General features: G+C 64.9%; 22 protein-coding genes. 6 read left to right on the top strand and 16 right to left on the bottom strand.

Features of this window, described 5'->3' with window-relative positions; translation table 11 throughout:
* Positions 1 to 227 precede the first annotated feature (227 nt).
* The 9 genes from QOL82_RS26300 to paaA all read right to left on the bottom strand — a co-directional run bounded on the left by QOL82_RS26300 (position 228) and on the right by paaA (position 7198).
* On the bottom strand, positions 228 to 446 hold the full coding sequence (locus tag QOL82_RS26300; protein ID WP_283445285.1) for a DUF3072 domain-containing protein: 219 nt from the start codon (positions 444 to 446) through the stop codon (positions 228 to 230).
* A gap of 227 nt (positions 447 to 673) precedes the next feature.
* Positions 674 to 2023 (bottom strand): phenylacetate--CoA ligase PaaK, encoded by a 1350-nt coding sequence (gene paaK / locus QOL82_RS26295; RefSeq protein ID WP_283445284.1) that lies wholly within the window; start codon positions 2021 to 2023, stop codon positions 674 to 676.
* 130 nt (positions 2024 to 2153) lie between these two features.
* Positions 2154 to 2594: a hydroxyphenylacetyl-CoA thioesterase PaaI gene (gene paaI, locus QOL82_RS26290; RefSeq protein WP_283445283.1), complete on the bottom strand. Its 441-nt coding sequence runs from the start codon at positions 2592 to 2594 to the stop codon at positions 2154 to 2156.
* Positions 2594 to 3385, bottom strand: coding sequence for a 2-(1,2-epoxy-1,2-dihydrophenyl)acetyl-CoA isomerase PaaG (gene paaG, locus QOL82_RS26285; protein WP_283445282.1), 792 nt, complete (start codon positions 3383 to 3385; stop codon positions 2594 to 2596). Before paaG ends, paaI begins: the two co-directional genes overlap by 1 nt.
* A gap of 39 nt (positions 3386 to 3424) precedes the next feature.
* Entirely contained in the window at positions 3425 to 4501 is a 1077-nt protein-coding gene (paaE, locus tag QOL82_RS26280; protein ID WP_283445281.1) for a 1,2-phenylacetyl-CoA epoxidase subunit PaaE, read from the bottom strand.
* A 52-nt stretch (positions 4502 to 4553) separates the two neighbouring features.
* A complete protein-coding gene (gene paaD, locus QOL82_RS26275; protein WP_283445280.1) occupies positions 4554 to 5078 on the bottom strand; it encodes a 1,2-phenylacetyl-CoA epoxidase subunit PaaD in 525 nt (174 codons plus the stop codon).
* 9 nt (positions 5079 to 5087) lie between these two features.
* On the bottom strand, positions 5088 to 5843 hold the full coding sequence (paaC, locus tag QOL82_RS26270; RefSeq protein ID WP_283445294.1) for a 1,2-phenylacetyl-CoA epoxidase subunit PaaC: 756 nt from the start codon (positions 5841 to 5843) through the stop codon (positions 5088 to 5090).
* 32 nt (positions 5844 to 5875) lie between these two features.
* A complete protein-coding gene (gene paaB / locus QOL82_RS26265; protein WP_283445279.1) occupies positions 5876 to 6160 on the bottom strand; it encodes a 1,2-phenylacetyl-CoA epoxidase subunit PaaB in 285 nt (94 codons plus the stop codon).
* A gap of 36 nt (positions 6161 to 6196) precedes the next feature.
* Positions 6197 to 7198 carry a 1,2-phenylacetyl-CoA epoxidase subunit PaaA gene (gene paaA / locus QOL82_RS26260; protein WP_283445278.1) on the bottom strand — a complete coding sequence of 334 codons (1002 nt, stop codon included), beginning with the start codon at positions 7196 to 7198 and terminating at the stop codon, positions 6197 to 6199.
* Positions 7199 to 7376: 178 nt separating this feature from the next.
* Here paaA and paaX point away from each other — a divergent pair, with 178 nt between their 5' ends.
* The 5 genes from paaX to QOL82_RS26235 all read left to right on the top strand — a co-directional run bounded on the left by paaX (position 7377) and on the right by QOL82_RS26235 (position 11406).
* Entirely contained in the window at positions 7377 to 8369 is a 993-nt protein-coding gene (gene paaX, locus QOL82_RS26255; protein ID WP_283445277.1) for a phenylacetic acid degradation operon negative regulatory protein PaaX, read from the top strand.
* Positions 8370 to 8531: 162 nt separating this feature from the next.
* Positions 8532 to 9938 carry a selenium-binding protein SBP56-related protein gene (locus tag QOL82_RS26250; protein ID WP_283445276.1) on the top strand — a complete coding sequence of 469 codons (1407 nt, stop codon included), beginning with the start codon at positions 8532 to 8534 and terminating at the stop codon, positions 9936 to 9938.
* A complete protein-coding gene (locus QOL82_RS26245) occupies positions 9935 to 10603 on the top strand; it encodes a hypothetical protein (protein WP_283445275.1) in 669 nt (222 codons plus the stop codon). The genes QOL82_RS26250 and QOL82_RS26245 overlap by 4 nt, the downstream gene beginning before the upstream one ends.
* 200 nt (positions 10604 to 10803) lie before the next feature.
* The gene (locus tag QOL82_RS26240; RefSeq protein WP_283445274.1) at positions 10804 to 11154 is read left to right on the top strand and encodes a four-helix bundle copper-binding protein; all 351 of its coding nucleotides are present in this window, start codon (positions 10804 to 10806) and stop codon (positions 11152 to 11154) included.
* A 78-nt stretch (positions 11155 to 11232) separates the two neighbouring features.
* Positions 11233 to 11406: a hypothetical protein gene (locus tag QOL82_RS26235; RefSeq protein WP_283445273.1), complete on the top strand. Its 174-nt coding sequence runs from the start codon at positions 11233 to 11235 to the stop codon at positions 11404 to 11406.
* Between the two features lie 235 nt (positions 11407 to 11641).
* Here the strand turns inward: QOL82_RS26235 and QOL82_RS26230 are convergent, their stop codons facing one another.
* From QOL82_RS26230 to QOL82_RS26220, 3 genes are all read right to left on the bottom strand, one after another.
* A complete protein-coding gene (locus tag QOL82_RS26230; RefSeq protein WP_283445272.1) occupies positions 11642 to 11812 on the bottom strand; it encodes a hypothetical protein in 171 nt (56 codons plus the stop codon).
* A 183-nt stretch (positions 11813 to 11995) separates the two neighbouring features.
* On the bottom strand, positions 11996 to 13186 hold the full coding sequence (locus QOL82_RS26225; RefSeq protein ID WP_283445271.1) for a glycosyltransferase family 2 protein: 1191 nt from the start codon (positions 13184 to 13186) through the stop codon (positions 11996 to 11998).
* A gap of 91 nt (positions 13187 to 13277) precedes the next feature.
* Positions 13278 to 13568 carry a hypothetical protein gene (locus tag QOL82_RS26220; protein ID WP_283445270.1) on the bottom strand — a complete coding sequence of 97 codons (291 nt, stop codon included), beginning with the start codon at positions 13566 to 13568 and terminating at the stop codon, positions 13278 to 13280.
* A gap of 282 nt (positions 13569 to 13850) precedes the next feature.
* Between QOL82_RS26220 and QOL82_RS26215 the strand changes: the two genes are divergently transcribed.
* On the top strand, positions 13851 to 15155 hold the full coding sequence (locus tag QOL82_RS26215; protein ID WP_283445269.1) for an MFS family transporter: 1305 nt from the start codon (positions 13851 to 13853) through the stop codon (positions 15153 to 15155).
* A 190-nt stretch (positions 15156 to 15345) separates the two neighbouring features.
* Here the strand turns inward: QOL82_RS26215 and yghX are convergent, their stop codons facing one another.
* The 4 genes from yghX to QOL82_RS26195 form a co-directional block, all read right to left on the bottom strand.
* The gene (gene yghX, locus QOL82_RS26210) at positions 15346 to 16245 is read right to left on the bottom strand and encodes a YghX family hydrolase (RefSeq protein ID WP_283445268.1); all 900 of its coding nucleotides are present in this window, start codon (positions 16243 to 16245) and stop codon (positions 15346 to 15348) included.
* Between the two features lie 164 nt (positions 16246 to 16409).
* Positions 16410 to 16895: a DUF4405 domain-containing protein gene (locus QOL82_RS26205; RefSeq protein WP_283445267.1), complete on the bottom strand. Its 486-nt coding sequence runs from the start codon at positions 16893 to 16895 to the stop codon at positions 16410 to 16412.
* Positions 16896 to 17060: 165 nt separating this feature from the next.
* On the bottom strand, positions 17061 to 17954 hold the full coding sequence (locus tag QOL82_RS26200) for a hypothetical protein (protein WP_283445266.1): 894 nt from the start codon (positions 17952 to 17954) through the stop codon (positions 17061 to 17063).
* A 98-nt stretch (positions 17955 to 18052) separates the two neighbouring features.
* The gene (locus QOL82_RS26195; RefSeq protein WP_283445265.1) at positions 18053 to 18274 is read right to left on the bottom strand and encodes a hypothetical protein; all 222 of its coding nucleotides are present in this window, start codon (positions 18272 to 18274) and stop codon (positions 18053 to 18055) included.
* Between the last annotated feature and the right edge of the window lie 949 nt (positions 18275 to 19223).

Genomic DNA, 19223 nt, shown 5'->3' with positions numbered 1-19223 from the left:
CGACGGAGGATGGAGCGCGGCGCCGCAGCGGTGTCGGCCGCCTACGGCAAGATCCCCGCCGCGGCTGGCCGGGGCGGGGACATGTGCTGTTGCGCCATCGATGCGTCCCTTGTTTGCGGGACATTCGGCAGCCGTTCGCGGGCAAGCGAACCGGTTTGAAACACCTGCCGCAGACCAGACAGCCGGCCGGGTTCGTCGCCGAACCGCGGCTCCGCCGGCTTTCCTGCTCAGTCCTTGCCGCGGCCGGTCTTTTTCTGCAGCGCGTCGATCTGCTGCGCCGCCTCGGCCTTGGTCAGGTCTTCCGGCGCATCCACGCCGGCTTCCTCGGACAGGGTCTTGAGATAGGACTTCTGGGCGCCGGTCATCGGTTCGTCGCCGGTGGTCCAGTCCTTCGGGTCCTTCACCATATTGCTGTGTTCTGCCTGGTCCTGGGTATGCTTGTCCATCTTTGCTCCTTCAATTTAACTGTGTTTATGTACAGTATATGAGGAGCCGTTTTGGCAAAAGTTCAAAATTTGCATTATTTTTTTGGAATGGGCTGCCAAGGACACATTCCGAGCGGCCATGCCGTGCGGTTACCCGTAGCCAGCCTATGCATGGCCACCTTGCCGGCATTCCAGCGTGCCGCAGGCCTTGCGGACGACCGGCCGGCGAATCCGCCGCGGCCGGTTCCCTATTGCACGGCGCCCGCCGTCATTGCGGGCGCGCCCTTGGGCCGCTTGTCGATGACGCGCCTGGCCTTGCCGACCAGGCTGCGTTCTATCTGGTCGGCGCCGAGGATGGAGACGCGGGTGCTGATGCCGACATGGGTCTTGATCCGGTGCTGGAGTTCGCGGCTCAGCGCGTCATTGTCGGCGGCCGACAGCGGCCCGGCGTCCGGACGGGTTTCCGCGACCACTTCCACCTGGTCCAGGTAGCCGTCGCGGGTGACGACGATCTGGTAGATCGGCGCCAGGCTGGGCATGGCCAGGATCAGCTCCTCGATCTGGGTCGGGAACATGTTGACGCCGCGGATGATCAGCATGTCGTCCGAGCGGCCGGTGATCTTGCCCATCCTGCGCATCGAGCGCGAGGTCGGCGGCAGCAGCGCGGTCAGGTCGCGCGTGCGGTAGCGGACGATGGGCAGCGCTTCCTTGGTCAGCGAGGTGAACACCAGCTCGCCCGGCTGGCCCTCGGGCATCACTTCGCCGGTGATGGGGTCGACGATCTCCGGGTAGAAATGGTCTTCCCAGATCACCGGGCCATCCTTGCTTTCGACGCATTCGGACGCGACGCCCGGCCCCATCACTTCGGACAGGCCGTAGATGTCGACCGCGTCGAGGCCGGCGCGCGCCTCGATTTCCGCGCGCATCGCATCGGTCCACGGCTCCGCGCCGAAGATGCCGACCTTCAGCGAACTCGCGGCGGCGTCCAGCCCCTGGCGGCCGAACTCCTCGACGATGTTGAGCATGTAGGACGGCGTGACCATGATGATGGACGGCCTGAAGTCCTGGATCAGCTGCACCTGCTTCTCGGTCTGCCCGCCCGACATCGGTATCACCGTGCAGCCCAGCCGCTCGGCGCCGTAATGCGCGCCCAGGCCGCCGGTGAACAGGCCATAGCCGTAAGCGACATGCACCAGGTCGCCGGCGCGCCCGCCGGCGGCGCGGATCGAGCGCGCGACCACGTCGGACCAGGTGTCGATGTCCTTCAGCGTATAGCCGACCACAGTCGGCTTGCCGGTGGTGCCGCTGGACGCATGGATGCGGGCGACGCGTTCGCGCGGCACCGCGAACATGCCGAACGGGTAATTGTTCCTGAGGTCGCCCTTGGTCGTGAACGGAAACTTCGCCAGGTCGGCCAGCGTCTTCAGGTCGGACGGATGGACGCCGGCGGCGTCGAAGGCCTTGCGGTAATGCGGCACGTTGTCATACGCATGGCCGAGGCTCCATCGGAGCCGTTCGAGCTGCAGCGCCTGCAGTTCGTCGCGGCTTGCGGTCTCGATCGGGTCCAGTTCGCCCGGACGCGGCGTGCGTTGCACCATTTGCGGTCTCCTTTATCGCTTTATCGCTTGATCAATCCCGGGGCTCGTTTCCTTGCGCGCGGCATGCGCAGCGCAAGGCGTTGCCGGCCCCTTCTAGCTCTCTTCCGTCGCGGCGAATGGCGTCAACTGGTCACGCGCTGCCTTCCAGGATGCCGCCCTTGATGCTGTGCGACCTGCCCCGGAACAGCGCGACCCGCTTGCCGTCCTGGTTGCGCACCATGACGTCATAGACGCCGGTGCGGCCAGCCAGCGACTGTTCGACCGCTTCGGCGTTGAGCACGTCGCCCGCCGCGCCGGGCGCGAGGTAATCGATGGTGCAGCCGGACGCCACGGTGTTCTGGTTGCGGCTGTTGCAGGCGTAGGCGAATGCGCTGTCGGCCAGCGTGAAGATCAGGCCGCCGTGGCAAAAGCCGTGGCCGTTCAGCATGTCGTCCCGCACCGGCATCGACAGGCGCGCATAGCCGGGCGCTACCGCTTCGACGCGGATGCCGAAAGCGCGCACCGCCGGGTCGCGCGCATACATCGCGTCCGCCACCGCTTCGGCCAGCGCCTGGGGTGTCATCTGCGCCATCATTTCCCCTTGAAAGCAGGACTGCGTTTTTCCATGAAGGCGCTGACGCCCTCGCGATAATCCTCGGTATAGCCCAGCTCGCGCATCATGCCGGCCTCCAGCGCCAGCTGCTGCTCGAGCGTATTGAGGCCGCTGGCCTGCAGCGCCTGCTTGGCGCGCGCCAGGCCCAGCGTCGGCGCGGTAGCGAAATGCCTCGCAAGCGCAGCCACTTCGCCGGCGAGCGCCGCATCGTCCACGCATTTCCAGATCAGCCCCCATTGCTCGGCCCGCTCCGCGCTGAGCCTGTCGCCCAGCATGGCCAGCCCGGTTGCGCGGGCCGAGCCGATCAGCCGCGGCAGGAAATAGGTGCCGCCGGTGTCCGGTATCAGGCCCAGCTTGCAGAAGACTTCGTTGAAGCTGGCGGAGCGCGCGGCAATGACGATGTCGCAGGCCAGCGCGATGTTGGCGCCGGCGCCGGCGGCCACGCCATTGACCGCGCAGATGACGGGCATCGGCAGCGCGCGCAGCGACAGCACCAGCGGCGCGTAATATTTTTCCACCGACTCGCCGAGGTCCACCGGCGCGCCGCCCGGCGCCACCGCGCGGTCGCCGAGGTCCTGGCCGGCGCAGAAGCCGCGGCCGGCCCCGGTCAGCACCAGCACGCGGGCCGAGCGGTCGGCCGCCACCTGTTCCAGCGCCAGGCGCACCTCGCCGTGCATTTCGGCGGTGAAGCTGTTGAGCTTGTCGGGCCGGTTCAGGGTCAGCGTGGCAATGCCGTCGCTGATGTCGAACAGGATGTTTTTATAGTTCATACGTCTCCTCTTGTTGGGCGTTGGGCTTACGCTTTCTTCTCAAGTGTCCTGGTCGAAGTCGATCGTCACCCTGTCGCTCACCGGGTAGCTCTGGCAGCTCAGCACGAAGCCGCGGGCGATCTCGTAGTCCTCCAGCGCATAGTTGACGTCCATGTCCACCTTGCCGTCGAGCACCTTGCAGCGGCAGGTCGAGCAGACGCCGCCCTTGCACGAGTAGCGCATGTCGATGCCATGGCGCAGGCCGGCGTCGAGTATCGACTCGCGGTCCTTCTCCATCGTGAAGCTGGCATGGCTGCCGTCGACGATCACCGTGACCTCGCATTCCCTGGCCTCGGGCGAGATGCCGGCGCGGGCGACATGCCTGTGCTTCGGTATGCTGGACGCGAACAGCTCCATCTTGATATGGTCCCGGGCCAGGCCATGCTCCTGCAGCGCCTCCGACACCTGGCGCATCATGTCCTCCGGGCCGCAGGTGAACGCATAGTCGATGTCGGCCAGGTCTATCCAGTGCCGGAAGAACTGCGCGCATTTTTCCTTCGTGATGCGGCCGTTGAACAGGTCGATGTCCTGCTGCTCGCGGCTCATCACGTACACCACCTGCAGCCGCTGCAGATAGGTGTCCTTCAGTTCCGCCAGCTCTTCCCGGAAGAGTACGGTGGACGATGCGCGGTTGCCGTAAAACAGCGTGAAGCTGCTGTGCGGCTCGGACGCCAGCGTGGTCTTGACGATGGACAGCATCGGCGTGATGCCGCTGCCGGCGACGAAGGCCAGGTAATGCCGGCGGTGCTCGGCCGACAGCGGCACATTGAAATGCCCCATCGGCGGCATCACCTCGATCTGGTCGCCGGCTTTCAGCATGTCATTCGCCCAGGTCGAAAACAGGCCGCCGGGCGTGCGCTTGATGGCGACCCGCAGCTGGCCGTCATGGACGCCGGAGCAGATCGAATAGGAGCGCCGCACGTCCTCGCCGCCGATGCGGGTGCGCAGCGTCAGGTGCTGTCCCTGGGTGAACGCGAAACTGTCCTTCAGCTGGTCCGGCACCTGCAGCGACACCGCGATCGCGTCCCGCGTTTCCTGCGCCACGCGGGAGACGGTCAGTGGATAGAATTTGCTCATCGCAGGCTCCGTGCAGGGTTCGTGCCGGCGCAGCGTTCGCGTCCGGGCGGCATCAGTGGCATTTGAAATAATCGAAGGGTTCCAGGCAGTCGTCGCAGCGGTACAGCGCCTTGCAGGCGGTCGAGCCGAACTGGCTGACCAGCCGGGTCCGGGCGGAACCGCAGTTCGGGCATGCGACCGCCGGCTCCGCGCGCGACCGGCGCAGGATGCCGCTGATGTCCACCACCTGCTGCGCCGGCGGCGCGATGCCGTAGCCCTTCAGCTTCTCGCGGCCGGCGGCCGACATCCAGTCGGTGGTCCAGGCCGGCGCCAGCCGGGTTTCTATCGTCACCTGCAGCAGACCATGCCGCCTCAATGCGCTGTCGATATCCTGCGCAATGACTTCCATTGCCGGGCAGCCCGAATAGGTCGGCGTGATCGTCACCGTGCAGCTTGCCGGACCGGCGGCGCCGACCGTCACCTCGCGCACGATGCCGAGGTCCACCACCGAGATGACCGGGATCTCCGGGTCGCTGACCTCGGCCAGCCAGCCCCATACCTGGTCGGGCCCGATGTCCAGTTCGGCGGCGGCGTTCATCGTCGGCCCCTACCACTGCGCCGCGGGATACGCGCGCTGCAGGAACTGCATCTCGGCCAGGATATAGCCCAGCTGCTCGGTGTGCCTTCCCTGCAGGCCGCCCTTCTGCATCCAGGCGTCCGGCGACGGCATCGTCAGCGTGGCTTCCGCGAACACCTGTCCGACATGGTCCAGCCAAGGCTGGCGCAGTCCGGACGCCGGCGCGACGCCGCAAGCGGCGGCTTCTGCCAGCTCCACCTGGTCGGCCTCGAACATTTCGCCGGTGTACATCCAGAGTTCATTGGCCGCGGCCTGCACCCTGGCGTGGCTTTCCTCGGTGCCGTCGCCCAGGCGCACGATCAGGTCGCCGGTGCGGCGCACGTGATAGGTCACCTCCTTGATCGACTTCTGAGCGATCTCGGCGATGCGCGCATCGGTGGACTGCGACAGCGCCTGCAGCCGGAAGTAATGCCAGGTGTCGAAGAAGAACTGGCGCATCAGCGTGTCGGCATAGCTGCCGTTGGGCTGCTCGACCAGCAGGAAGTTGCGGAACTGGTGCACGTCACGCAGGAAGGCGAGCCGGTCCTCGTCGCCGCCCGCGCCCTGCACCTCGGCCGCGTGCTGAAGCCATAGCCTGGCCTGGCCGATCAGGTCGAGCGCGACGTTGGCCAGCGCCATGTCCTCCTCCAGCGCCGGGCCCTTGCCGCACAACTTGCACAGCTGCTGGCTGAGGATCAGCGCGCTGTCGCCCATCCGCGTCAGGAATGCGAACTTCCGCTCGTCCATGTCCATCTCCACCCGGTTCCGCATGCGCTGGCTCACAGGTTCTTCACTTCTTCCGGCATCGGGAAGAATGTCGGGTGCCGGTAGACCTTGCTGTTGGCCGGCTCGAACAGCGCGGCCTTGTCGCCCGGGCTGCTGGCGACGATGTCGGAGGCCCGCACCGCCCAGATGCTGACGCCTTCATTGCGCCGGGTGTAGACGTCGCGCGCATTGTTGATCGCCATCGCGGCGTCGGGCGCATGCAGGCTGCCCACGTGCTTGTGCGCGAGGCCGTGCTGGCTGCGTATGAAGATTTCCCACAGGGGCCATTCCTTGCTCATGGCATGCTCCTCGCAATGTCTTTGTCGGAAACCGGTTCAGGCGGCGCGCGGGGCGTCGGCGCTGCGCTGCTTCTGCTTGTCGGCATGGGCAACCAGCGCGTCGCGGAACCAGGCGCCGTTGTCATAGGCCTGGACGCGGGTGCGCAGCCGTTCGCGGTTGCACGGGCCGTTTCCCTTCAGCACCTCGTAGAACTCCGACCAGTCGATCTCGCCGAACTCGTAGTGCCCGGTTTCCTCGTTGAACTTCAGGTCCGGGTCGGGAATGGACAACCCGAGGTAGTCGGCCTGCGGCACGGTCTGGTCGACCATTTTCTGGCGCAGCTCGTCATTGGAAAACAGCTTGATGCGCCATTGCGCCGACTGCGCGCTGTTGACCGACTCGGCGTCGGACGGCCCGAACATCATCAGCGACGGCCACCACCAGCGGTTCAGCGCATCCTGCGCCATTTGCTTCTGCTCGGGCGTGCCTTTGCACAGCGACATCATGATGTCGTAGCCCTGGCGCGCATGGAACGATTCTTCCTTGCAGACCCGGATCATCGCGCGGGCATAGGGGCCGTAGGAGCAGCGGCACAGCGGGATCTGGTTGATGATGGCCGAGCCGTCGACCAGCCAGCCGATCGCGCCCATGTCGGCCCACGACAGCGTCGGGTAATTGAAGATGCTGGAATACTTGGCCTTGCCCGAATGCAGCGCCGCCAGCAGTTCGTCGCGGGACACGCCCAGCGTCTCGGCGGCGCTGTACAGGTAGAGCCCGTGGCCGGCCTCGTCCTGGATCTTGGCCAGCAGGATGGCCTTGCGCTTGAGCGTCGGCGCCCGGGTCACCCAGTTGCCCTCCGGAAGCTGGCCGACGATTTCCGAGTGCGCATGCTGCGAGATCTGGCGGATCAGCGTCTTGCGGTAGGCGTCGGGCATCCAGTCCTTGGCCTCGATCTTGACGCCTTCGTCGATGCGCTGCTGGAACGCCCGTTCCTCGGGACTGAGGTCTTCGCGGCCCTGCACCTGCTTGAGGCCGGTGTCGACCATCTGTGCATACATAGCTGTTCTCCGGTGTCGGCGCTTTGGGGCGCCTCGTTTCGCTACCGGATGCAGTATATGATACTGATCCTGGAAATCAACGTTTATTTTTGTATCGCTTTCAGGACGCTGGCCTGCCCGGCCTGTATCATTCGCCGGACCGCAAAACGCCCTGCCCGCGGCATGGAAAGCCAGAACGATGACCGAGAAAGCCACTGCCGCAGCCTGGATAGCGGCGCAGAAAAACGCCGAGCCGCCGCGCGCCAAGTCGCTGCTGATGACGCTGTTCGGCGACGCCATCGCGCCGCACGGCGGCACGATCTGGCTGGGCAGCCTGATCGAACTGATGGCCCCGTTCGGCGTGAGCGACCGGCTGGTCCGCACCAGCGTGTTCCGGCTGACCGAGGAAGGCTGGCTGGCAGCGGCGCGCAATGGCAGGCGCAGCGCCTATTCGATCACGGATGACGCGCTGAAGCGCTTCGGCAAGGCCTACCGGCGGGTCTATGCGCCGCTGGAGCCGGCCTGGGACGGCCAGTGGGTGCTGCTGCTGGCGACCCATGCCGACATCGCGCCGTCGGAGAGAACGCTGTTTCGCAAGCAGCTCGCCTGGGAAGGCTTCGGCATGATGGCGCCGGGCGTCTATGCGCATCCGGCGCCGGACGAGGACGCGATTCCCGGCCTGCTGGAGCGCTTCGGCCTGCAGGAGCAGCTGTTCGTGGTCACTGCGCGCGACCTGCCCGGCGCGGGCGGCAAGCCGCTGCGCGAGGCGGTCGGCGAAGCCTGGGCGCTCGACGAGGTGCGCGACGGCTACCTGCGCTTCATCGAGCGCTTCGCGCCGCTTGCGCGCATCGTCGACGGCGGCGCGGTCAGCCCGGAGCAGGCTTTCCGGATACGCACGCTGCTGATCCATGCGTTCCGCCGGGTGCAGCTGCATGACCCCAAACTGCCGTCCAGCCTGCTGCCCGGCGACTGGCCCGGCAATGCGAGCTACGCGCTCTGCCGCGACATCTACCGCAAGGTCTGCGGCCCGGCGGAGGAATGGCTGCTGGCCGCGCTGCGGCGCGAAGACGCGAATGCCGCGGAAGCCGCCCCCTATTTTTATGAACGCTTCGGCGGCCTGGGCCAGGCCACGGCGGCAGGCGCCGTTTCCCCGCAGGCATCGTCCGCTTCCGCGCCACTCTCGCCGCCCTGAACGCGGCATGCCGTGCGCGGGCATCCTCTGATCTGCGCCAACAAGCACAAGCGCACCGATTGACATCGCAAAGGACGGCGCGCAGGGTACTGGATGCCCGGCCGTCCTGGCCTGACCTCGTCCCTCCCGGCATTTCTGCCCTTCAACTGGAAGAGGAAAATCATGCTGCAATCGATGCGTCCCGATCCCACGTTCCATCCGTCCGCGCAATTGGCGATGGAAGCAGAACCCGAACATATCGCCTACACCGTGCTGCTGTCGCCGGACCGCTCACGTCCCGACGCGCTCGCGGTGATCGATGTCGATCCGCAGAGCGCCGCCTACGGCACCGTGATCAACCGGCTGGACATGCCCTGCACCGGCGATGAATTCCATCACTTCGGCTGGAACGCCTGCAGCTCGGCGCTTTCCCCGATGTCCGGCCATGCCTTCGTGCAGCGCCGCTACCTGGTCATCCCCGGCATCCGCTCGTCACGCATCTACATCGTCGACACCCAGCCCGACCCGCGTGCGCCCAAGCTGGTGAAAACCATCGAGCCGGAGGAAGTGATGCGCAAGACCGGCTACTCGCGGCCGCACACAGTCCACTGCGGGCCGGAAGGCATCTACATCAGCACGCTGGGCGGCGGCGGCGCGGACGGCACGCAGGGGCCGCCGGGCGTCTTCATCATGGACTGCGAGAGCTTCGAGATCCTGGGCCGGTGGGAAATCGACCGCGGGCCGCAGAAGCTGCATTACGACTTCTGGTGGAACCTGCCGCGCGACTACATGGTGTCGAGCGAATGGGGCCTGCCGCCGCAGTTCGAGAACGGCATCGTGGCCGAGGACCTGCTCGCCAACAAGTATGGCCATGCGCTGCACTTCTGGAACCTGCGCGAGCGCACGCACCTGCAGACCATCGACCTCGGCGCCAATCACCAGATGGCGCTCGAAGTGCGTCCGGCGCATGACCCGACCAAGGAGTACGGCTTCCTGGGCGTGGTCGTCGACACCACCAACCTCGAAGGCTCGATCTGGACCTGGTACCGCGAGAACGGCACCTTCCATGCGAAGAAGACGGCGACCATCCCGCCGGAACCGGCCGATGCCGGGCAGCTTCCGGCGCTGCTGAAAGGCTTCGGCGCCGTGCCGCCGCTGATCAGCGACATCGACCTGTCGCTCGACGACCGCTTCCTCTACGTCGCCTGCTGGGGCACCGGCGAGCTGCGGCAATACGATGTCACCGACCCGATGAAGCCGGCGCTGGCCGGCAGCGTGCGCATCGGCGGCATTGCGCAGCATGCGGCGCATCCGGGCGGCAAGCCCTTCGGCGGCGGGCCGCAGATGACCGAGATCAGCCGCGACGGCAAGCGCGTCTATTTCACCAACTCGCTCTACAGCACCTGGGACCAGCAGTTCTATCCCGACGGCGTGCCGGGCGCGCAGGTGATGTGCCATGTCGGCGCGCAGGGTGGCATCACGCTGGACCCGAACTATTTCGTCGACTTCGGATCGGATTACGGCGCGCACCAGATCCGCCTGCAGGGCGGCGACTGTTCGACCGATTCATTCTGCTATCCGTCGGCTTGAGCAATGCCGCGGCGCTCTGGCTGACCGTCGTCGCGCTCGGGCTGTACCACGGCCTGAACCCGGCGATGGGATGGCCGCTCGCGGTCGCGAACGGCATGACGGATAGGCGCGCCGGCTCGCTGCTGGCCACCATGCTGCCGCTGGGCGGCGGGCATTTCGCGGCGATGGCCGTGGTGCTCGCGCCCTTCGCCATGCTCGGCTGGTACATGGAATGGAACCGCGCGATCCGGCTGGTCTCGGGCGCGGCCGTGCTGCTGTTCGGGCTGTTCAGGCTGGTCAGCCGCCGGCATCCCCGGGCGATGGCCCGCATACCGCCGCGCCGGCTTGCGCTGTGGTCCTTCGTGATGGCGACCGCGCATGGCGCGGGCCTGATGCTGGTGCCGTTCATGCTCGGCCTGTGCGCGGCGCCGGTCGACGCACCCGCGCCGGAAGACGCCGGCCATGCCGCGGTGATGGCATTCCTCGCACGTGCCAACCTGGGCACCGCGGTGGCGGTTGCCGCGGTGCACAGCCTGGCTGCGCTGGTGGCGGGCATCGCGATGGCCCTGCTGGTCTACCGCTACCTGGGCCTGCGCTTCCTGCGGCTCGCCTGGCTGGACCTCGACCACGTATGGGGCGCCAGCCTGGTTGTCGCCGGCGCGGCGGGCATGCTGCTCGCCGCCTGAATGCCGGATTCCTTCCCGTTCACCACAGCGCAAGGTTGGCTCGCGGGCCGGGATGCGCGCAAAGCTTGTGCGTATCGTACCCCGCCTGCCACCCGGCTTGACACGCGTGTCGACGCCGCTAACCTTGCTCAATCGGCATCTCCTGCAGATGACGGAACGCACGATAAAACAAGGCAGTCCAACGAAACAAGGAGGCATCAATGGCATCACAAAAGCTCAGTCCCGAGATGGAGCAATGTCTCGAAAACTGCATGGCCTGTCACAGGATGTGCACCGAAACCGCCGCGCACGTGCTGCATGGCGGCCATGTGCATAGCGAGGCAAAGCACCTGGTGGCGCTGCTCGACTGTGCGCAGATCTGCCTGACCCATGCCGACTTCATGGTCCGGCGCTCGCCCCACCATGCGCACCTGGCGGGCGAATGCGCCGAGATCGCCAGGGCGTGCGCCGCGCTGTGCGAAGAGCACGAGGACCCGGACGGCGAAATGGCTGCATGCGCGAAAGCCTGCCGGGCCTGCGCGGAAAGCTGCTCCAAGATGCAGCCAGCCTGATGGTTGACGCATCAATCGATTGATCGATCGATTGATTTCTTGACTGGATTACCGAGCGACGAGTGAAAGGAGAAGATCATGCCCCAGGGCGATAAATCAGCGTACACCGACAAGCAGAAGCGGCAGGCCGAGCATATCGAGGAAGGCTATGAGAAGCGCGGCGTACCGGAGAAGGAAGCGGAACGGCGCGCATGGGCGACCGAGAACAAGATCTCCGGCGGCGGCAAGAAGTCCGGCTCAGGCAAGAAGTAAAGCCGCATCAGGGTTGAAGCGGCGCTAGTAGCCGGGAAGAGAAACGGCTTATTCCGGCTACGCCCGTCGTTCCCGCCTGACCTGCTCGGGAGCGGTCGCCCGGCAGCAGTCATTCAGCATGCCCGGGCGGTTGTTCGATGTACCGCCGCGCCGGCCACATCCCCGCATTCGGGCCGTGCGCTGGCGCGGCGATGAAATGGGGGTCCTGCGCTGCCGCAGGACGCCACGTTACCGGCTACCCGCCGTGATACCCCTTCAACACATCTTCCTCAGGCTTGTCCGGGTCGATCGTCGAGTCGTTCGTGCGGGTCGACGAATCGAGCTTCTTGCTCTCTTCCTCGGCCTTGTCGATTTTCGCCTGCGACTCTGGCGGCGGCGTTGGATTTGAATTGGTCAGATCTGACATGAAACCTCCGGTGGTTGAAATGGCATGCGGAAACTGGCGTGTCCGCGCATTAAAAATTTAGACAGGACAACACGGGCTGCGTTCTCCTGCCGGAATACTTTCAGCCGCATCAGGCCATTCCAATCAATGCATGGCGCGGACATGCGTCGCCGGTATCCACGCGCAGGGTAGCCGCTATCGTCCCTAACCCGGTCCCGCGCTGTCGCAGCGCTTGCGCGCGCTCAGTCCGCCGTGCGCCCGCTTGAGTTCGGACAGCCGGTAATGCGTGCCGCGCCATGCGATGCCGCCGCGGAATACGGCAAGCAGGCAGGCGCGCCACCAGATGGCGATTTCCATCAGCGGCACGACGGGCGCGAAGACCAGGCAGCGCAGGCGCCATTGGCGCGCATGCAGCAGGTCGACATACAGCGCCAGCGTCGCGCAGACGGTCGCCAGGTTGATCCACCAGGCCGCGCCGCCCGTGACCAGCAGCGCAAGCCACGGCCAGACCCGGACGGCCAGCATCAGCAGCGTGACGCCGGCCAGCGTGCCCAGCCGATAGTCAAAGCCGGAAAACACGTTCTTTTCCAGGCCGCGCACCAGGTCCGGCGTGCTGCGGTACCACTCGATCGAGACCATTTCGACGCCCGACAGTACATGCTGGGTATAGCCGTGCGTCTTGATGCGCCGGCCCAGCTCCATGTCGTCCAGCACCGCCAGGGGCATCGCGGCATGGCCTCCCGTGCCTTCGTAGGCGCTGCGGCGCAGCAGGTTGAAACCGCCGACGCCGACGAAGTGCCGCGCTGAGACCGCGACCTTCCACGGCTTGAACCGGGCCATGAAGGCGGCGCCGAAGCTGACGACCATCAGCCGCAGCAGGCCGCTGCGGGCCTGCAGGTCGAAGAACAGCGTCAGGTGGTCGACCGCATGCGCAGTGCAGTAGGCGACCGCGCGGGACACGGCGCTCGGCGCGAACACCGCGTCGGCATCGGTGAACAGCAGGTAGTCGCCGCTCGCAATGGCGGCGCCACGGTGCAGCGCATGGTTCTTGCCCAGCCAGCCGGCCGGCAGTTCGTTCACATGGACCACCCGCATGCGCTGCTCGCCCGCCGCCACCCGCTCGATGATGCCGGGCGTGCCGTCGGTCGAACGGTCGTTGATGACGATGATCTCGAGATCGGGATAGTCGATCGCCAGCAGCGAGCGCAGCGCCGGTTCGACGGTCGCGGCCTCGTCGAGCGCGGACACGATCAGCGACACCCGCGGCTGCAGGGCGCCGGACGGCACGGCGACATCCTTCAGGTGGCGTATGCGGCGCCAGCCCAGCGCCACCTCCAGCGACGAGAAGGCAACGGCAATGAAGGCGGCCAGCGACAGCCAGAAAGCAAAGGTCATGAAGGGCCCGGGAACACGATGGCGCCGCCATCATGGCGACGCCCCTGTGTCGGGCATTCTATGGCAATGCGCGGCCGGCTGCCGCGGCCTGCTAGATCACCATTGCGGCAACGCTACGGGCCAGGCCAAGCGCCTCCAGGTCCGCCACTGCGTCCGGTCGCGCCGATATGCCCCTGGCCTCCGCGCGGATGCGGCCCGTCAGGGGCACGGCAAGGTTGGCGTCCCATAACTGGTTTGCCATCGTGCGCACCTCGCCGGCCTGGCGGGACAGCTCCTTCGTGTTGGCTGCGCCGAAAGCCTTGGCGCGCAGGGCTTCGGCTTCCAGCAGGGTGGCCAGGGTGCAAAGGTGTTCCGAAATGGTCCTGCTGCTGATGCTGTTCATCGTGCTGACTCCTGTGTGGACCGCGCCTGGGCGTGGTGCATTCGGTGCGTGGTTCTGGCAGCGCTTGCGTCATGAAGGTACATCATGCGCGTTTGCCGTGCATAGTGGAGGCATGGTCCCGGCAGCTGCCGGGTTGCGGAACTTGGTGCAAATACCATGCCGCTTTCCCACAGGAATCTCGCCCGCCGCCGCTGCCGAATGTACCCCCGGGCACGAACCACTCAATAGGGACCATGCTTTCTGTTTGTAAAATTCCACATGCAAAATCCTCCCGTTCAAGATATGACTTCCCCAAGCACAGCAACCGTCGACCAGGCCGCAGACGACCGCAGCCGCATCTACGCCATCGTCGCCGCCTCATCCGGCAATCTCGTCGAGTGGTTCGATTTCTATATTTACTCATTTACGTCGCTTTACTTTGCCCACGCGTTTTTTCCGTCGGACAATCCCACCACGCAGTTGCTCAACACTGCCGGCGTCTTTGCCGCCGGCTTCCTGATGCGGCCTATCGGCGGCTGGATGTTCGGCCGCATCGCCGACAAGCGCGGACGCAAGACCGCGATGCTGATCTCGGTCTTCATGATGTGCGGCGGTTCGCTGCTGATCGCCTGCCTGCCCACCTACGCCACCATCGGCGCGCTGGCCCCGGCCCTGCTGCTGCTGGCCCGGCTGCTGCAGGGCCTGTCGGTCGGCGGCGAATACGGCACCAGCGCGACCTACATGAGCGAGGTCGCGCTGAAGGGCCGGCGCGGCTTCTTTGCGTCCTTCCAGTACGTGACGCTGATCGGCGGGCAACTGCTTGCCGTGCTGGTGCTGGTCGTGCTGCAGCAGCTGCTGACGACCGAGCAGCTGCGTGACTGGGGCTGGCGCATACCGTTCGTGATGGGCGCGCTGGCCGCGCTGGTCGCGCTCTACCTGCGCCGCACGCTGTCCGAAACCTCGACCGCTGAAAGCCGCGGCCGCAAGGAAGCAGGCACTTTCGCCGGCCTGATGCTGCACAAGGGCGCATTCATGACGGTCGTCGCGTTCACCGCCGGCGGATCGCTGATTTTCTATACGTTCACCACCTATATGCAGAAGTACCTGGTGAACACCGCGGGCATGAATGCGAAGACCGCCAGCCTGGTCATGACCTGCGCGCTGTTTGTCTACATGCTGATGCAGCCGCTGTTCGGCGCCCTGTCGGACCGCATCGGCAGGCGTACGTCGATGCTGTGGTTCGGCGGACTCGCGACGCTGTGCACGGTGCCCATCCTGCATGCGCTGGGCGGCGTGACCAGCCCCTATGCGGCCTTTGGGCTGGTCGTGGCGGCCCTGGCCATCGTCAGCTTCTATACATCCATCAGCGGCCTGATCAAGGCGGAAATGTTCCCGCCCGAAATCCGCGCGCTCGGCGTCGGCTTCTCCTACGCACTGGGCAATGCAATCTTTGGCGGCTCGGCGGAATACGTCGCGCTGTGGCTGAAGTCGGCCGGCATCGAGACCAGTTTCTACTGGTATGTGACGGCGATGTGCGCGATTGCCTTCATCGTCTGCATCCGGATGCGCGACCCGTCCAAGGTCGGCTACCTTCGCGACGCTAACTGATCGAGGCGTGGCCGGCGATGGCGAGGCAGCCGCTGCGACGGCTGCCTTGTACGGCCCCGCCACGATGCAACAGATCCTTCGATCGCGGCGGCATACGGCCAATGCGCGGCAGCCATTCCGCCACGTTTGCGCCGCCGCTGCGCGGCGCATCCCACGATAGCCAGGGCCCGCGCCCGGTGGCGCGGAAGCGCTAGGCGTGCGGCCGGCCCAGGTGCCGCCTGAACCAGGCTATCGTCCTGTCCCACGCCAGCTTCGCCGCGGCCTCGTCGTAACGCGGCGTGGTATCGTTGTGAAAACCGTGGTTGACGCCTGGATAGACATGCGCTTCGTAGGTCTTGCCCGCTGCTTTCAGCGCGCTCTCATAGGCGGGCCAGCCTTCATTGATGCGGGTATCGAGTTCCGCGTAGTGCAGCAGCAGCGGCGCCCTGATGCGCGGCACATCCTCGGGCCTCGGCTGGCGTCCATAGAAGGGCACGGCCGCGCCCAGCTCGGGATAGGCAACCGCTGCGGCGTTTGCCACGCCGCCGCCGTAGCAGAAGCCGGTAATGCCGACCTTGCCGGTCGTCGCCTTGTGGCGCATCAGGAATTCGATGCCGGCGAAAAAGTCGTTCATCAGCTTGCCGGCATCGACCTGCTGCTGCAGTTTCAGGCCCGCCTCGTCATTGCCCGGATAGCCGCCGACCGAGCTGAGGCCGTCCGGCGCAAGCGCGACGAGGCCGGCCTTGGCCACGCGCCGTGCAACGTCTTCGATGTAGGGATTCAGCCCGCGGTTTTCATGCACGACCACCACGCCCGGAACCGGACCGGCAACTGCCGCCGGCCGCACCAGGTAGGCCCGCACGGTCCCATGTCCATTGGGCGACGGATAGCTGATGTATTCGGCGGCGATGTCCGGATCGTTCAGGGCGACCTGCGCGGCCAGCGCATAATTCGGGCTGAGCGACGCGAGGATGGCGCCTGCGGTGAGGCCGCCGACGGCATAGCGGCCGGCGCGGTCGAGGAAGTCGCGCCGGCTGATTTTTCCATGCGCGTAATAGTCGTAAAGCTCCAGCAATTCAGGGTGGAAATCTTTCGCAGTCAGGCGGCTCATCCGTTGTCCTTGGTTTTTATCGTCGCGGTTTATTCCATGCAGACCGTGATGGAGAGCGCACAGATTAGCAAAAAGACCCGCGCCGGGTGTATGCGGGCTTTGCGCTGCCGATTTGGTGCTGCAGGTTTGGTGCTGCGGGTTTGGTGCCGCCGATTTGATGCCGTCTATTTCATGAAGTAGTTCAAGATGGCTTCAGGAGTTTTCCCGTTGTCCCGTGCCAGGTCCTGCACCGTCGCCGACGCGCCCCGCACTGTCAGGCCATCCGCTTTCATCGATGCGTAGACCCGGTCGACATCCTGGCCCAGCGTCCTGGCGACATCCGCGGCATTTGCCTGCGCGAGCTTGCGCACGATGGCCTTCGGACTGACGCCCTGCCCTTTTTCCTGGGCTGCGAATGTGAAGAACGCGACCAGCACCAGCACCGGTATCAGCAGCAGGTAGACCCGCTTGTCCTGCAGATGTCTTTTCAGCGGGCGCCAGTTCTGGAAGATGTGGAATGCCGCCGCAGCGACCATGGCCACGCCCAGCCAGCCATGGATTTCTTCAAGCAGCTTTGTCTTGAAGAAGAATTGGAAAATCACGCCGGTGGTCCCGACTACCAGGAAGGTGAATGCCACGCCGGAGGTGAAGAATTGGCGAAATTTATGCATGCTGCTCCATATGAATAACCAGGCGGAATGGTCTAGCGCCGGTTGAGGACGGACGACCCGTTTTACACGTCGTCCCTGCCGAGCACCGCTGCGGCATCCCGGCCCGATACGCTGCATGCGCGTTCGCCGGGCACTCTTCCGCGACAGGCCGCCCCTACGGGCCAACTAGAAAAACTCCTTTTTCAGGAAATCCTCAAGCCCGGCATTGTCTTCGCGTCGCGCCGACAAGGTCACGACGCGGCCGAGGCGCTTCGAGTTCCAGTTGAAATCGGCGGGCTGATACTTGCGGATAATTTCTATCATCTTGCGCACGATCGCGTCCTCGACATTGCCATTGGGACCCGCATCCACCTGCACCATTTCACGCAGTCCGGCGCGGCTGTCATTGTCCCAGCCGCGGAACAGGAAGGATGCCTCGCGTGTGCCCTTTTGCGTGATCTGGAAAACTCCTCCGGCGCCGCTTCGGCCACGGGCCTGGGCAATGCTGCGGGCAACGTTGGCACGGGCGACTTCATCTCCCTGCGGCTGCGCCGTCTCGTCACGCTGCATGTCATCCGGGGACGGGATCCCCTGCGCGCGTCGCCGCGCGCGGGATGCGGCTATCATCTCCGACATATCCGTTGCGGGAGGGGCCTTTTCGGGAGCGGCCAGGACCGGCGGCTCGGATGGGATGCGCGGCGTCTCCGATGGCCTCCGCGGAGCAGCATCCGGGCGCACCGCCGGGGTTCGGCGCGCTGGCTCCCGTTTCACGACCGGCCTGTCCGGCTTCGGCTTCTGCTTTGCAACGGGCGGTGGCGGAGCCGGCTGCGGCCTTGATTGCGGCGCAGGCGTGGGCGCCGGGACTGGCGCTGCGGCAGGCGGCGGCGCAGTTTTGGCACCCAGCGGCTGGCGGTTCAGTTCAACCACCAATGGCTGCCGGCTTTCGCTGCCGGTGGACTCCGTCGGCACAGGCATGTGGGACCGGAACAGCAGCAACAGCAAGGCGTGAAGCAGCAGCGAACAGCCGATGCCGACGGCGGTGCGACGTTGTTCCGGATTGAGATTGAGCGAAGACTTCATAGGCATAAGGCGTGGCGTGCCGGCATTGCTGCGAGAACGCCTGACGGGACGCCATTGTCGCAGCATTTGCGCGATCCATCAGGGACCTGCCCTTTTTGCTAAGCCGCATTGGCGCGCCGCTGCCGAGGTCGTGTCAAAGCCGCCGCATGCCAGATCGCCTCCAGTTCGGCCGCGCGGGGCGTCGTCACGCGCTCGCGGGAGTTGCAGGCGCGGCAAAGTGTTTGAAGACGGCCCTTGCACGTAATAAAGAATTCCGCGTCGGCCGGCCAGAATTCGCCGCATCGGCGGCACGCCTGTTCTGGTCCCAGTTCTGTGTTCAAGGTCATTGCGTGGTTGGCATCGCCAGCTTCCCGGCAAGCGGTGGCGGGTTGCGATGTGAAAAGTCCGGAAGATGCCTCGGATCTTAGCGGCGGAATGTATCGGGAATGTTTCGGATTGAGGCGACGAGGTAAGCAGATGCGTTACAGCGGGAAGGGTGCTGGATACGTTCGGATGGATCCAGTGGCCAGTGACCAGTGACCAGTGACCAGTGACCGAAGCCCGAAGCCGGAGTCCGGAGTCCGGGCACCGGTGTGGGGTATGGGGTGCGAGGAGTGGAGTGCCCACCGACTAAGCGACGGCTTTTCAACTGCGCTTCGATAGCTTTTCGCCATCTTTTCGACGACTATCGCGTGCTCGCCTACGTGGTTGCTGAACTGTTCCCTGCTTATGGATGGCCCAACATCTTCGCCGTTACCCAAAACATAAATCGGTGCTTGATAATCCCTATTATCAATATATCGATTTTTATGTCTGAAAATCGCCGCTAGTATTCGACAGCAGCCATTTTTCGAAGAAAACGCTGAAGTATCAGTGGGTTAAAGGTGCTCGCTTTTTGCGGTGCTGGGCGATGTATCGTGGAAAAACGCTTAAGCCTACTGAGTCTGATGGTTAAACTATTGGAACAGCCAGCTTACCTTTTTCAGCTAGCTATTTTCCAATCCCTGCTAAGTCTCACCTTTCGCATTCTAATTAGAGACTGATGGATATCTTGTCAGTAAGTCATAGTGAAGTGCTTTATTACATTCTTGCATCAAGGATCGATTGCCAACTTCGAACCATGGAATTTTTCACGGTGAAAAATCCTCAGGTCGAGTTATACGGTAAGCATTGTTGACGTCGTTGTACCGTTTTATAGATCTGGAAAAGCGCGCTCCCCTTCCCCTTCCACGTCGCTTTTAATGGTTGTTGATTTTCTGGCTGGACAATCCACAGATGTCATCCCGTTCT

The sequence above is a fragment of the Noviherbaspirillum suwonense genome (genome assembly GCF_900182955.1).
GTDB lineage: Bacteria > Pseudomonadota > Gammaproteobacteria > Burkholderiales > Burkholderiaceae_D > Noviherbaspirillum_A > Noviherbaspirillum_A suwonense.
The sequence above is the reverse complement of the archived record's forward strand: the minus strand, read 5'-3'. Positions and strand labels throughout refer to the sequence as shown.